At 59.9% G+C, this 14,318-nt stretch carries 14 protein-coding genes; 8 read left to right on the top strand and 6 right to left on the bottom strand.

Going from position 1 to position 14,318, the window contains the following annotated elements; all coding sequences use genetic code 11:
- Positions 1-560: 560 nt before the first annotated feature.
- The 7 genes from ACP7DE_RS24620 to yacG all read left to right on the top strand — a co-directional run bounded on the left by ACP7DE_RS24620 (position 561) and on the right by yacG (position 6,483).
- On the top strand, positions 561-1,295 hold the full coding sequence (locus ACP7DE_RS24620; RefSeq protein ID WP_426074559.1) for a TetR family transcriptional regulator: 735 nt from the start codon (positions 561-563) through the stop codon (positions 1,293-1,295).
- Positions 1,292-2,635 (top strand): ABC1 kinase family protein, encoded by a 1,344-nt coding sequence (locus tag ACP7DE_RS24615; RefSeq protein ID WP_426074558.1) that lies wholly within the window; start codon positions 1,292-1,294, stop codon positions 2,633-2,635. The genes ACP7DE_RS24620 and ACP7DE_RS24615 overlap by 4 nt, the downstream gene beginning before the upstream one ends.
- Positions 2,636-3,093: 458 nt before the next feature.
- Positions 3,094-3,621, top strand: a complete 528-nt coding sequence (locus tag ACP7DE_RS24610) for a DUF2867 domain-containing protein (RefSeq protein ID WP_426074557.1) — start codon at positions 3,094-3,096, stop codon at positions 3,619-3,621.
- A gap of 285 nt (positions 3,622-3,906) precedes the next feature.
- Positions 3,907-4,776: a prepilin peptidase gene (locus tag ACP7DE_RS24605; RefSeq protein WP_426074556.1), complete on the top strand. Its 870-nt coding sequence runs from the start codon at positions 3,907-3,909 to the stop codon at positions 4,774-4,776.
- A gap of 31 nt (positions 4,777-4,807) precedes the next feature.
- Positions 4,808-5,455: a dephospho-CoA kinase gene (gene coaE / locus ACP7DE_RS24600; protein WP_426074555.1), complete on the top strand. Its 648-nt coding sequence runs from the start codon at positions 4,808-4,810 to the stop codon at positions 5,453-5,455.
- 62 nt (positions 5,456-5,517) lie between these two features.
- A complete protein-coding gene (zapD, locus tag ACP7DE_RS24595; protein WP_034748811.1) occupies positions 5,518-6,273 on the top strand; it encodes a cell division protein ZapD in 756 nt (251 codons plus the stop codon).
- An 18-nt stretch (positions 6,274-6,291) separates the two neighbouring features.
- Complete coding sequence (yacG, locus tag ACP7DE_RS24590; protein ID WP_034748814.1) at positions 6,292-6,483, top strand: DNA gyrase inhibitor YacG; 192 nt, start codon at positions 6,292-6,294, stop codon at positions 6,481-6,483.
- Positions 6,484-6,486: 3 nt separating this feature from the next.
- Here yacG and ACP7DE_RS24585 read toward each other — a convergent pair whose 3' ends face one another.
- The 5 genes from ACP7DE_RS24585 to argJ all read right to left on the bottom strand — a co-directional run bounded on the left by ACP7DE_RS24585 (position 6,487) and on the right by argJ (position 9,760).
- Positions 6,487-6,903: a PIN domain-containing protein gene (locus tag ACP7DE_RS24585; protein WP_426074554.1), complete on the bottom strand. Its 417-nt coding sequence runs from the start codon at positions 6,901-6,903 to the stop codon at positions 6,487-6,489.
- A gap of 6 nt (positions 6,904-6,909) precedes the next feature.
- Positions 6,910-7,119, bottom strand: a complete 210-nt coding sequence (locus tag ACP7DE_RS24580; protein ID WP_426074553.1) for a FitA-like ribbon-helix-helix domain-containing protein — start codon at positions 7,117-7,119, stop codon at positions 6,910-6,912.
- Between the two features lie 120 nt (positions 7,120-7,239).
- Positions 7,240-7,662, bottom strand: a complete 423-nt coding sequence (locus ACP7DE_RS24575) for an NUDIX domain-containing protein (RefSeq protein WP_426074552.1) — start codon at positions 7,660-7,662, stop codon at positions 7,240-7,242.
- Entirely contained in the window at positions 7,659-8,525 is an 867-nt protein-coding gene (locus tag ACP7DE_RS24570) for an ATP-binding protein (RefSeq protein ID WP_426074551.1), read from the bottom strand. The genes ACP7DE_RS24575 and ACP7DE_RS24570 overlap by 4 nt, the downstream gene beginning before the upstream one ends.
- Positions 8,522-9,760: a bifunctional glutamate N-acetyltransferase/amino-acid acetyltransferase ArgJ gene (gene argJ / locus ACP7DE_RS24565; RefSeq protein ID WP_426074550.1), complete on the bottom strand. Its 1,239-nt coding sequence runs from the start codon at positions 9,758-9,760 to the stop codon at positions 8,522-8,524. The genes ACP7DE_RS24570 and argJ overlap by 4 nt, the downstream gene beginning before the upstream one ends.
- A gap of 181 nt (positions 9,761-9,941) precedes the next feature.
- Between argJ and ACP7DE_RS24560 the strand changes: the two genes are divergently transcribed.
- The gene (locus ACP7DE_RS24560) at positions 9,942-11,288 is read left to right on the top strand and encodes an alpha/beta hydrolase (protein ID WP_426074549.1); all 1,347 of its coding nucleotides are present in this window, start codon (positions 9,942-9,944) and stop codon (positions 11,286-11,288) included.
- Positions 11,289-11,366: 78 nt separating this feature from the next.
- On the opposite strand, the gene secA is transcribed toward ACP7DE_RS24560, so the two are convergent.
- Entirely contained in the window at positions 11,367-14,135 is a 2,769-nt protein-coding gene (gene secA, locus ACP7DE_RS24555) for a preprotein translocase subunit SecA (RefSeq protein ID WP_426074548.1), read from the bottom strand.
- Positions 14,136-14,318 lie beyond the last annotated feature (183 nt).

Below are 14,318 nucleotides of genomic sequence, written 5' to 3'. Positions count from 1 at the left end.
CCGTCGCCCGGTACAACTTAGGCTCACATGGCGCGTTGCCGCTCGCCTACTCGCACCGCCCTGGCATCATCAAATCAAGGCCTCGGGTCCCACGTCCGAAATCGCACAAATCCATGAGTCAGAAGCCGTGCTGAGGCGCGGCGCTGCTAAGTTCGGTGGATCGCCACCGACACCCAACATGAACCCATGCTTGTAATACATCTACCTTTTTATCAAATAATAGTCACTGACTATGCAATAGATGTACAATATATTTAATTAATAGATAGTAAGTATCGTATATTCATATCGCAATGTAGGGCATGCGGTAATCCTGGAGGGTGGGTATGGCAAATACAGTGGTCTGGTTCATGTACTTGTTGGGGCTTGCACACATCGTCTGTGACGTCGTCAAGTTCAAGAGGCCCGTAGCCGTAACTTTCTTGCAAGGCATTCTTTGAATGAATATTTTGTAGCTGCGGGGGCAACGATCTGCCTGCCCGCCGTCGCAATTCTTACATGGTTGGGCCAGACTTGATTGTTTTGCCCCCCGACATTCCACTCTTCTTCAAATTTCGATCATGCGTACTTCAAAAGCCCAACAAGCCAAAAACCATCGGCTGATCATTCAGACCGCAGTGGACCTGATGACCCAGCATGGGTTTGAAGGCACCACAATGAAGCAGATCGCGCGTGCCGCCGACGTGGGTGATGCCACCATCTACAAATACTTCCCTACCAAGGAGAAACTGGTAACCGCCTACTTTCAGCAAGCAATTGCAGACGCAGTGGCGCAGGCCGACAAGACGGAGGGACAGAACGAATTTTCGCTGCAGGAGCGCCTGCAACTGGTGGTCAACAGTCTGCTGGAAGGTTTGCTGGCCGACCGCGAATTTGTGGGTCTGGCGCGCGGCATGGTGGAGCGCGCTCCCACGCTGCTGTTGGGCGAGCAACTACCCGGCAAGCCTTTGCTCCGGCAAACCTTCGTCCAGATGCTAGAGCAGGCCGAGACGACAGGTGAAATCGTGCCTTGCGGCTTCAAGCCCAGCCTGGCCGGACTGTTGGCCGATTATGTGTACGGCGTCATTGCGTACTGGCTACGCGATACCTCCGACGAATTTTCCAACACCACGCAAATGGTCGATTTAAGCTTGGGCGTGCTGGTGTTAGCCTTGCGCAGCGGCCTGGTGGACAAGCTGCTGGAGCTGGGCGGTTTCATGGTGCGCAGCCAGCTGGCGCGCCTGATGCAAGACGGCAATGGCTTGCTGGATCTGCTGCAATTGGCCCGCCGCGGCTTGGGCGGGGTACGCTCATGACGCCCACGACCAAGACGAACAAAGTTTCGCAGTTGCCGCGTACCGGGCGTCTTTCGCGTGGCGCGATTGTCGGCATGGCAGTGGCGCGGGCCGGGCTGTCCCACCTGGGCCATAAGGCCAAGTCGATGACGCGCGACGATGCGAAAACGGAACAGGCCCGCGTGGCACATGAGGCGGAACTCGGGCGCATCCTGTTTGCCGCGTTGAACCAGCTCAAGGGCACGGCACTCAAAGCCTCGCAGCTACTCAGCATGGAGCTAGGCTTTCTACCCGAGGGCATGCGCCAGGAACTGGCCCGCGCCCACTACCAGGTTACGCCGCTGAACCGCGCGTTGGTGATCAAAGTAATGCGCCAGGAGTTTGGCCAGAATCCGCAAGCCCTGTTCCAGCAATTCGATTCGATCGCCTTTGCCGCCGCCAGTCTGGGTCAGGTCCACGCCGCCATCATGACCGACGGTCTGGCAGTGGCCGTCAAACTACAATACCCCGGAATGGCGGACTCCATTGGCAGCGACATGCGTATGCTGCGCAGCCTGCTGCAAGCCTTGGGGGAACGCTCGGATATGATGCCCAAAGCCGATATCATCGCGCGCATGATGGATGACATCGAACAGAAACTGGCCGAGGAGCTGGACTATTTGCACGAGGCACAGACCATGCAATGGTTTGCGCAGCATCTCATGCTGCCTGGCCTGGTGATCCCCCAGCCGGTAATGGGCCGCACCACACGCCGCGTGCTGACCATGCAACGCCTGCCGGGACTGCATCTCAACGAATGGTTGCTGACCGATCCCGATCAAGCCGCACGTGATCAGGCTGGTCAGTTGCTGTTTGACGCCTTCTTTCATTGCACCTTTGTGCTGCACCGCTTGCAAGCTGACCCGCATCCGGGCAACTATCTGTTCATGCCGGACGGCCGATTGGGCCTGCTGGACTTTGGCTGCACCCGCGCGCTGGACGCTGACTTTTGCCAAGCGCTCAGCGCGCTATGGTCGGCACAGTTGCGCGACCCGGCAGACCACAGTGCCATGCAGCAGGCCTATCGGGACTTGGGCCTGATTGGGCCGAATCTGAATGAGCAGGAATTTTGCCAGCAACTGCTGCCGGCAATGGCCGAGCGGCATGCCTGGCAGAAGTTGCCGTTTACCGTGGCGGTGTATGACTTTGCGCAACACCCGCCATACCCACGTCCATCAGCCGAGCATCAGCGCCAGGCACTTCGGTACCTGCAATCCTTGCCGGAGGAACTGCCCTACGTAGACCGGGCCTATTTAGGTCTGATCCAGCTTCTCAGAACCCTCGGTGCACGTGTGCGCACCGCCAACCCCTGGATTCGTTAAATGAATACCACGTTTCTGCTTGCGGGATGCGCAGTCTTCATCATGCCTGGCAACAGCCACGCCGCGACTGCGCAATATCCGACCACCACAGTTCAATCACCCAGTGTTGCACTTGATCCTTGAAACCAGCAAGCCTATACACGCGCCTCCTCGTGTTCGCGGCCTTCATGACCTTCGCTGCCATTGGCCTTGCCAGCCCAATGATCGTTTTTTCGGCGTAGCAGATCTTCTTGGAGGAATGTGGACCTACTTCGCACTGAAAGCAGACGCGCAGTCGGTAAGAATTGTTTGCCTTGTTTCACAGGACAAACCATCTGATATCGCTATGGAGCATGCCGACCCATGTGACCACGATGCAAGCACTCCGTCCGCCAGAGCACGTTTGCAAACTTTGAATGCGCGCTAATCAAAACAACCGCAGTCCGACCGTCACTCACTTTACAGAGAGAGTTTTATTCATGACAAACGAAGCAAATAAAGTCTTCTTCATTGCCGCACCGGCGGCAGCCATGTCGGCGTCAGGATTGATGCGCATTGATTTCTCCGACGGCTATTCCGGTCAGGCGGATCGAACCTACGTGGACGCCGAACAAGCGGGGCGCGCCGTGTTCGCTGAACCACATCGCATGCTCACCTGGCTCATTATTCTGCGCAACGGAATCGTCGCACCGTTGGGACTAAAGAAAAGTATTAGCTTTAGCGATCGCGGGCTGGGGAAGATTGGCATGTTTCCGATTATTTCAAGTACGGGCACTGAAGTCGTCGTCGGTGGTGACGACAAGCATCTGGATTTTCGGATCTGGATAAGCATTCAACCGAGTCTGAAGGGATCGGAAGTGACGGTTTCAACCCTGGTTAAAATAAACAATCTCTTTGGAAGAGTTTATTTGTTTATCATCATGCCGTTTCATAAGCTCCTGACACGCTCGCTGTTGGAACGCGCGCTCAACCGGCGCGACAAGGTGCACCGTAAGCCAGAAAGGTGACCTCATTGTTGCCGCTAACCGAATATTGACCATCTAAAGGCAGCGTGGAAGTTTCCAGCGCCCGGCTTGCGGGACAGCCTCCGCAAGCCTGCTGACAAACCCACACATCGGTGAGCGACTGGAAGAATTCGAACCACGCGAAAGCTACGGTCGCTATGCTGGCCCGCCGTCATTCCTCGACCAGCGCTCTGCGCAAAAGATCCCCATGTGCTGGCAGATGTTTTACACTGCGGCAGTGCCAGGCAATGTTGCGCGGCAACGATCTTCACCTCAGACAAATCCACCATGCTGCAAGATACCCTGCTATTCGCTGCGCCCGGCAACCTGCCCGTCGCCCTCGTCGCCGCCCTGTTCGGCCTGATCGTCGGCAGCTTCCTCAACGTGGTGATCCACCGCGTGCCGAAAATGATGCAGCGCGAGTCCGATAATTACGTGGCGGAAGAAAGCGGCTTGCCCTTGCCGCACGCGGACCGCTACAACCTGATGCTGCCGCACTCGCACTGCACCGCCTGCGGCCACCGCATCACGGTCATGGAAAATATTCCCGTCATCAGCTACCTGCTGCTGCGCGGCAAGTGCAGTGCCTGCCAAGCGCCCATCTCCGTGCGCTATCCGCTCGTCGAGCTGCTGACGGGTGCGCTGTCGGCACTCTTGATCTGGCACTTCGGCAGCGGCTGGACGGGTCTGGCCACGCTCGTGTTTGCCTGGCTGCTGATCGCCATGACCTTCATCGATGCCGACACGCAAATGCTGCCGGACGACCTGACCTTTCCCCTGCTGTGGGCGGGCCTGCTGGTCAACATCAATGGCACCTTCGTGCCGCTGCAGGACGCCGTCATCGGCGCGGCCGCCGGCTATCTGGCCCTGTGGGCAGTGTACTGGGCCTTCAAGCTGGCGACAGGCAAGGAGGGAATGGGCTATGGTGACTTCAAATTGCTGGCGGCGCTCGGTGCGTGGCTGGGCTGGACCATGTTGCCGACGATCATATTATTGTCGTCGCTGGTCGGCGCCGTGGTCGGCATCGGCCTGATCGTCTTCGCCAAGCGGGGACGCGACAAACCGATTCCATTCGGCCCCTACCTGGCGGCGGCGGGTCTGATCGCCATGCTGTACGGCACGCCCCTGTCGCAGCTCACGCTGGGCCTGACCGGCTGACCGGCGCAGCACTACCCCTATGGATAAACACATGCTACGACAAAACGCCCCTTATTTCAGCGTGGGCCTCACCGGCGGCATCGGTTGCGGCAAGAGCACCGTGGCCGACCTGTTCGCCGCGCGCGGCGCCGCCATCGTCGATACCGACCAGATCGCCCACAGCCTGACGGCGCAAAATGGCGCCGCCATGCCGGCCCTAGTGGCGGAATTTGGCCCGGACTACGCCGATGCGCACGGCGCCCTCGACCGCACAAAAATGCGCAAGCTCGTGTTTTCCGACGCCGCCGCCAAGGCCAGACTGGAAGCCATCCTGCATCCGCGCATCCGCCAGGCCACCCTGGCGGCCGCCGCCGAAGCGACGGGCAGCTATGTAATCTTTGCCGTGCCCCTGCTCGTCGAGTCCGGCGGATGGGTGGAGCGCGTCAACCGCGTGCTGGTCATCGATTGCCTGGAGAGCCTGCAAGTATCGCGCGTGATGGCACGCAATGGCTTATCGGAAGAACAAGTAAAAGCCATCATGGCCACGCAAGCCACGCGCGCCATGCGCCTGGCGGCGGCGGACGATGTGATCGACAATAATGGCGATTTGGCGGCCCTGGCGCCGCAGATTGCCCAGTTGCACGATTTATATCTGGCATTTTCAAAAAGAATGGCCGGAATCGGGCTGCAACGTTTGTAATTTGTCGACGCTTGGTTCAAAATCACGGGATTGTTTGCAGGTCCTTACTTAAGGGAATTATTTTGATTGTCTACGAATACCCTTTCAACGAACGCATACGTACCTTGTTGCGGCTGGAAGACCTGTACGACAAATTCAAGTTCTTCATCCAGCAAGAGCATGCAATGCAGCACCATGTTGCCTTAGCAACCATTTTCGACATGCTCGAAGTGGCCGGCCGCGCCGACCTGAAGTCCGACCTGCTGCAGGAACTCGAACGCCAGCGCCAAAGCCTGCTGGGCTACCGCAGCAATCCGAATGTGGAGCCGGAAACCCTGGACGCCATCCTCGGTGAACTCGACAGTGTCAGCGGCGCCCTGGTGGCGGCGCAAGGCAAGACGGGCCAGAATATCCGCGACAATGAATGGCTGATGAGCATCCGCGGCCGCACCATCATCCCGGGCGGCGCCTGCGAATTCGACTTGCCGTCCTACTTTGCCTGGCAAAAACGCAGTTCCGAGCAGCGTCTGACCGATATCCACGCCTGGTTTGCCCCGCTGGCGCCCCTGTTCGATGCGCTGGCCCTGGTATTGCGCCTGCTGCGCGATTCCGGCGGCCCCGTCAAACTGATCGCCAATGGCGGCAGCTACCAGCAAATGCTGCAAGGCAAGGTGTACCAGATGCTGCGCCTGAGCCTGGATGAAAACAGCGGCGCCATCCCGGAAATTTCCGCCAACAAATATATGCTGTGGGTACGTTTCACTACCCAGGGTGGCGACTTGAAACCCAAGCCGCTGGAAGAAGATGTTCCGTTCGAGCTCACGCTCTGTAATTTTTAACTGTTACTTATTTGCCCCATCATGACCGTCGTTAACTGCCCTACCTGTGCCGCCAAAGTCGAATGGACTGAAGCCAACAAATTCCGCCCCTTCTGTTCGGAACGCTGCAAACAGATCGACCTGGGTGCCTGGGCCGAGGAAAAATACACGATCCCCGCCGCCGATCCGTTCGAAGATCCGCTGGCTGACGAAGATAACAAACCCCAGTAATACTCAGCGAAACGGATTTTCCAGGCGCAGCCCCTGCGTCACGAAACCGTCGAGCCTGCCGCTGACCACCGTCAAGCCATAGGCGATCCCCATCGCAGCGATCTGTCCATCCACACCTTGCACGTGGCCGCGAGCATGCAGGCGCGCGCACACGAGCGCGCAATCGAGGTCGAATTCCAGCAGCCGCGGCGCATACTCTGCCAACACAGCTTCCAGCCAGCCTTCCAGCGCCAGTGCTTCTAGCGCCGCTTCGCGCCGCCAACTGCGCTGTATGCCTGCGCGCAATTGCGCGATCACCTGCACCGGCACATAGCGCGTCTCAGGCGATACCCGTTCGAAAAAATCGGCCACGCCTGCCGGCGCAGCGCCACCTTTGCGCGCTGCAACGATCACATCCGTATCGACCAGGTAGGCGGCCATGGCGGGTCAGGAGCGGCGCTCGAAATCCGTATCGGGTCCCACGTCGGGCATGCTGCGCAAAATATCGTCGAGCGGGCGCTTCGGCAACGGCCGCAAGGCGCTGCGCAAGATGTCGCGGTGCTCATCTTCGACGCTGCGCCCATGCGCGCGGGCACGCTTGTGCAGCGCAGCGATCAACAATTCATCGGTATCGGTAAAGGTCAATGTCAGTGGCATGCGAAACTCCCCGGTGCTGGATGCAAGCACTGTAGCGCAAAGCGCGCACGATACAAGGACAGCAAGAGTAAAGCTTGCGCCAGCGCGCAGCATGGTGCTGCCCGCCGGCACGAGTGAAGATCAGGCAGACGCCAGGGATTCCCGGCGCACCTCATCGAGCCATTCCAGCAGGGGAATGGTGGCAGGCAGCAAGGGTTCCACGCCGACCGTGCCTTGCCAGGCGAACGCCTGCCCTTCCAGGCTTTGCGGCTCGCCCCGCCATTCGCGGCTGATATAGAAATGCAGGCGCACATGGGCGTGCGGATACACATATTCCACGCCGCACCAGGCCTCGGCACTGTCGATATACAAGCCCAGCTCCTCGACAAACTCGCGCTTCAAGGCATCGAGGATGGCCTCGCCCGGTTCGACTTTGCCGCCAGGAAATTCCCAATAGCCGTCATACGGCTTGCCGGCCGGGCGCTGGCCCAGCAGCACGTCGCCATTCGGCTTCATCAGGATGCCGACGGCGACGTCCACCGGTGTGACTTTCACTTCGCTCATTGCGGCAACTTCCCCGCGTAGTCGCGCGCAAATTGCCAGGCCACCCGGCCCGAACGCGAACCGCGCTGCAAGGCCCAGCGCAGGGCGTCGCCGCGCGCTGCGGCAATTTGCTCCGGCGTGCAGCCGAAGGAAGCGAGCCAGTGGGCAGCGATATCGAGGTAATCATCCTGCTTGAACGGATAGAACGACAGCCACAGGCCGAAGCGCTCGGACAGCGAGATTTTCTCTTCCACCGTCTCACCCGGATGCAAATCGCCATCGTCGTCCGTCTTGTAGCTGGTATTGTCGGACATGCGCTCCGGCATCAAGTGACGGCGGTTCGACGTGGCATAGATCAGCACATTCTCCGATTGCGCGGCGATGCTGCCATCGAGCGCCACTTTCAGCGCCTTGTAGCCACTCTCGCCCTCTTCGAACGACAGGTCGTCGCAAAAGATGATGAAGCGCTCGGGACGCGCCGCCACCAGGTCAACGATGTCGGGCAAGTCGGCCAGGTCGGCCTTGTCGACTTCGATCAGGCGCAAGCCCTGGTCGGAAAACTGGTTCAGGCACGCCTTGATCAGCGACGACTTGCCCGTACCGCGCGCGCCCGTCAGCAGCACGTTGTTGGCAGGACGGCTGGCGACGAACTGGCGCGTATTCTGTTCGATCTGCGCTTTTTGCGTGACTATATTGTGCAAGTCATGCAAAGCGATGGACGACACATGCGCCACCGCCTGCAGATGGCTGGCCGCGCCCTGGCGCCGGCGCCAGCGGAAGGCAAAGCTGTTCCAGTCCGGCGCGGGCGTCGGCTGCGGTAGGATCGCTTCCACGCGTGCCAACACGGCTTCGGCGCGCAGCAGGAATTGATCGAGGCCGGTCATGAGCGGTAGTCGGCGTTGATCGACACGTAGTCATGCGACAGGTCGCACGTCCACAGGGTGGCCGTGGCATCGCCGCGCGCCAGTTTCACGCGGATGGTGATTTCGCTTTGCTGCATCACGCGCTGGCCATCCTGTTCCTGGTAGTCGGGATTGCGGCCGCCATTCTTGGCCACCCACACGTCGTCCAGGTACAGGTTCAACTGGCCCACGTCCAGGTCGTCCACGCCCGCATAGCCGATGGCGGCCAGGATGCGGCCCAGGTTAGGGTCGGAGGCGAAGAAGGCCGTTTTCACCAGTGGCGAATGGGCGATGGAGTAGGCGATCTTGCGGCACTCTTCCACGTTGCGGCCGTCTTCCACGGTGACGGTCATGAACTTGGTCGCGCCTTCGCCGTCGCGCACGATAGCTTGCGCCAGGAAAGTCGACAGTTCGGTGACGGCAGCGGCCAGTTCCGCATAGTGCGGCGAATCGATGGAATCGATGACCAGGCTGCCAGCGCCCGTGGCCACCAGCATGAACGAGTCATTGGTGGAGGTGTCGCCGTCGATGGTGATGCAGTTGAACGATTTGTCGGCCGCCTGCTTCACCAGTTGGTCCAGCACGGGCTGGGCCACGGTGGCGTCAAAGGCGAGAAAGCCCAGCATGGTGGCCATGTTCGGCTTGATCATGCCAGCGCCCTTGCTGATGCCCGTCAGGGTAACCGTGTGGCCACCGATGGTGAGCGTGCGCGAGCCGGCTTTCGGCTGCGTATCGGTGGTCATGATGGCTTCGGCCGCCGAGAACCAGTTGTCCGATGTCAAAGCCGACACGGCTTGCGGCAAGCCCGCCACCAGGCGCTGCACAGGCAGCGGTTCGAGGATCACGCCGGTGGAAAACGGCAGGATTTGCTGCGGCGTGCAGCCCAGCAGCTCTGCCAGCGCGGCGCAGCTGGCCTGCGCGGCGGCCAGGCCCGATTCGCCCGTGCCCGCATTCGCGTTGCCTGTATTGACCAGCAGCGCGCGGATAGGCGCGGCGCCGGCCGTCACGGCGGCCAGGTTGGCTTTCGAGATTTGCACGGGCGCGGCGCAGAAGCGGTTCAGAGTGAACACGCCGGCCACAGTGGCCGTCGGCGCCAGTTTCAATACCAGCAAATCCTTGCGGTTGGGTTTCTTGATGCCGGCTTCGGCAACACCGATTTCAATGCCGGCGACGACTTTCAAGTCGGCGGCGACGGGCTTGGGAGAATTGACGGCCATAGGAGTTCTTCTGCGAGGGAAAATGGAAGCGCTATTGTAGCGCCTTCGCGGCGCCGTTGAACATGCGGCAAGTGAATAGTCGCGACGGCCCCGGATGCGCCGAAGCGGGTCGGCAGCATGGCCAGGCTTGCGATTTATCAGAACCATGCCACTTGGCGGCGCTAAGGTATGGGAATGGACGATGGTGAGTCTTGCCATCGCACCGCCCACGGAGGATGTCATGGCGCATGGTCAGTCAAACCGAAAACAGCACAGCGATACGGGTCTGTCATGCCTGTTGCGTCTGTTATGCCTGCTGGCCTGGTTGACGGCCTGTACGGTGCAGGATGGAGCGGCGCACCGTATGGACGGTGACTCTGCCGGACTGGCATCCGAAGCGCCGCCTGCCGGGGTAGCACGGCCATCGCCGACCAGTCCGTGGAGCAGTGCATGGTCGGGCATGGGTGGCTTGCTAGGCAATCTGGTGGGCAGCGGCGGCAGCGGCAGCACCGGCAGCGGCAGCGGCGGGACGCTGACCTCCGGCAACGAGACTCCGCCAGCCGGCGCCATGCACGTCACGGTGTATTACGCCACCGACAGGCAATACCAGGCCAGCAGCCACAATTATGGCTGGCAACCCAACCGCGCGGCGCCCTACCTGAGCTATGGCAGCGTCGTGGTGAGCATCCCTGAAAAAAGAGCGCCGGGCGAACTGCCGTTGCCACCCTGGTACGCCATCCTTTCCAGCGACAATGCGCAAAAATATGTGCTGATCAAGGGCGCCACGCGCCTGTCGCGCGAGGATTTTCTCGCCACCGCCAAGGCCAGGATACAGGCCGCCCCGGAACGGCGCGCCGCCTTCATCTACATCCATGGTTACAGTAACTCCTTTGACGACGCCGCCCGGCGCACGGCGCAGATGGCGGTCGACCTCGATATCGGCGCCCTGCCCGTGTTCTACAGTTGGCCATCGAAAGGCACCTTGGCCGGCTATGAATTCGACCAAAATTCGGCCGAATGGACACAGGCGCACCTGCAGGTCTTCCTGGCTGACTTCGCGGCGCACTCCTCCGCCACCGATATCTACCTCATCGCCCACAGCATGGGCAACCGCCCGATGACCGTGGCCCTGGCCAACCTGCTGGAAAAACGCCCCGAACTGCTGCCCCTGTTCAAGCAGGTTGTGCTGGCGGCGCCGGACATCAATGCCGATGTCTTCCGCGCTCAGATCGCGCCCCGTTTTGCCAACCTCAAGCTCCCCACCACCCTGTACGCTTCCGCGAACGACAAGGCCATCCGCGCTTCCTACAATTTTGCCGACTGGGACAGGATAGGCGACATCCGCGGCCCCGTCGTCAGCATTCCCGGCATGGAATTCGTCGATGCCTCGGCCGTCATCATGAACTTCATGGGACACGATTACTTCGCCAGCAACCGCGTCTTGCTGACCGATATCGCCACCATGATCAAGACGGGGCAACGGGCAAGGAACCGTGGCGGATTGAAAGGCATTCCATCGCAGGCGCCGCAATACTGGGCCTTTCCATGAACACGCAGCTCATGCCATTGCGAACAAAAAAAAACGGAGACCGCGGTCTCCGTTCTTGTTCAGGCTGCGAAGCCGGCTTTAGGCCAGCTTGCCGTGGCAAGCCTTGTACTTCTTGCCGCTGCCGCAAGGGCATGGGTCATTGCGGCCCACTTTGACACCCATGCTCACGCTCATGTCGTCGACGTTGTCCATGTTGCCGCCTGCCGTAGGCGCCAGCAGTTCTTCCGGCGCCGCGTTCGGATCGAACTCGGCATGCTGGTAGTGCACGTTTTCCACGTGCGACTGCTGCATCGCCTGCTCGGCCGCATCGACTTCTTCGCGCGACTGGATACGCACCGTCATCACGTGTTTCGTGACGTCGTTCTTGATCATGTCGAGCATCTGGCCAAACAGTTCAAACGCTTCACGCTTGTATTCCTGTTTCGGGTTCTTCTGCGCATAACCACGCAAGTGAATACCCTGGCGCAGGTGATCCAGCGCCGCCAGGTGCTCGCGCCAGTGGCTGTCCACGCTTTGCAGCATGACATTGCGTTCGAAGCCGCCAAACGATTCCTTGCCGACGATATCGATCTTCGACTGGTACACGGCATCGGCCGCGACCAGCACTTTTTCCAGGATCTCTTCGTCCGTCAGGGTCGAATCGGCTTCCAGCATGGCCTGCAACGGCAAGTCGAGCTGCCATTCGCTGGACAGGGTGTTTTCCAGGCCCTTGATATCCCACTGCTCTTCCACCGATTCGTGCGGCACGTACTCGTGCACCAGGTCGGTGAACACGCCATGGCGCAACGAGCCGATCATGTCCGAAATGTCGGTCGTTTCCAGCAACTCGTTACGCTGCTGGTAAATCACCTTGCGCTGGTCGTTGGCAACGTCATCGTATTCCAGCAATTGCTTGCGGATGTCGAAGTTGCGCGCTTCGACCTTGCGCTGGGCCGATTCGATCGAGCGCGAGACGATGCCTGCCTCGATCGGTTCGCCTTCCGGCATTTTCAGGCGGTCCATCACGGCGCGCACGCGGTCACCGGCGAAGATGCGCAGCAGCGCATCGTCGAGCGACAGGTAGAAACGCGACGAACCCGGATCGCCTTGGCGGCCGGCACGGCCACGCAGCTGATTGTCGACGCGGCGCGATTCGTGGCGTTCGGTGCCGATGATATGCAAGCCGCCCGCATTGACCACGTGGTCGTGCAGCGATTGCCATTCATCGCGCAAGGTCTGCGACTGGGCGGCCTTGTCGGCATCGCTCAGCTCTGGATTGGCTTCGATGAACTTGATCTGGTTCTCGACGTTGCCGCCCAACACGATGTCCGTGCCGCGACCGGCCATGTTGGTGGCGATGGTGATGGCTTTCGGGCGGCCTGCCTGGGCGATGATTTCCGCTTCGCGGGCATGCTGCTTCGCGTTCAGTACGTTGTGCGGCAAATCGGCCTTGGTCAGGATGCCCGACAGCAATTCCGAGTTTTCGATCGAGGTCGTGCCCACCAGCACGGGCTGGCCGCGCTCGTAGCAATCGCGGATGTCGTTCAACATCGCGTTGTATTTTTCCGCCGACGATTTGTAGACCTGATCCTGACGGTCCTTGCGCTGCAACGGACGGTTTTGCGGGATCACGACCGTTTCCAGGCCGTAGATTTCCTGGAATTCGTACGCTTCAGTATCGGCCGTACCGGTCATGCCGGCCAGCTTGGCGTACATGCGGAAGTAGTTCTGGAAGGTGATCGAGGCGAGGGTCTGGTTCTCGTTCTGGATCTTGACGCCTTCTTTCGCTTCGACGGCCTGGTGCAAGCCATCGGACCAGCGGCGGCCCGTCATCAGACGGCCGGTGAACTCATCGACGATGACGACTTCACTGTTCTGCACCACGTAGTGCTGATCCTTGAAGTACAGCGCATGCGCGCGCAAGGCCGCATACAGGTGGTGCACGAGGGTGATGTTGGCCGAATCGTACAGCGAGGCGCCTTCCGGCAGCAGGCCCATTTCCATCAGGATGCGCTCGGCCTTTTCGTGGCCCGCTTCCGTCAGCAGCACCTGGTGCGCCTTTTCATCCTTGGTGTAGTCGCCTGGCACGTCAACCTTGCCCTTGCCATCGGGCGTTTCTTCGCCGATCTGCAAAGTCAACAGCGCAGGGACTTCATTGATCTTGTAATACAGGTCCGTGTGGTTCTCGGCCTGGCCTGAAATGATCAAAGGCGTACGCGCTTCATCGATCAGGATCGAGTCGACTTCATCGACGATGCCGAAGTTCAGACTGCGCTGCACGCGCTCGCGTGCTTCGTAGACCATGTTGTCGCGCAAGAAGTCGAAACCGAATTCGTTGTTCGTGCCATACGTGATGTCGGAGTTGTACGCCTGCTGCTTGGCGCTGTGCTCCATCTGCGACATGTTCACGCCCGTCGACAGGCCCAGCCAGGCATACAGGCGACCCATGGTCTCGGCATCGCGCTGCGCCAGGTAATCATTGACGGTGACGATATGCACGCCCTTGCCCGACAAGGCATTCAGGTAGGCTGGCAAGGTGGCCATCAGGGTCTTGCCCTCGCCCGTGCCCATCTCCGCAATCTTGCCAAAATGCAAGACCATGCCGCCGATCATCTGCACATCGAAGTGGCGCATGCGCAGGACACGCTTACTGGCCTCGCGGCAGACGGCAAATGCTTCCGGCAACAAGGCATCGAGCGATTCGCCAGCGGCGATGCGTTCCTTGAAGGCAGGCGTCTTCGCTTGCAGCTCGGCATCCGACAGCTTTTCGATGGCCGGCTCGAGCGCATTGATCTCGCGTACCGTTTTTTGGTATTGCTTGAGCAGCCGCTGGTTGCGGCTACCGAAAATCTGGGTCAGTAATGACATGCTTGAATTCTTGAAAAAACGCCGTTAAAAAAAGCTCGGTAGGTGACGACGAGGTAACAATCGCGTGACCGCACGGAGTTCGACTATGGCAAAAGACGATGATTTTATCATGCGTTCCCGCTGAGGTTGGGCTAATGCACCATATAACAATAGCTTAATGACAAACAAATAGCAGAAATTGCG

Source organism: Janthinobacterium sp. DSP2-3-3 (genome assembly GCF_049897325.1).
GTDB lineage: Bacteria > Pseudomonadota > Gammaproteobacteria > Burkholderiales > Burkholderiaceae_D > Janthinobacterium.
This window is presented reverse-complemented; position numbering and strand designations above follow the sequence as displayed.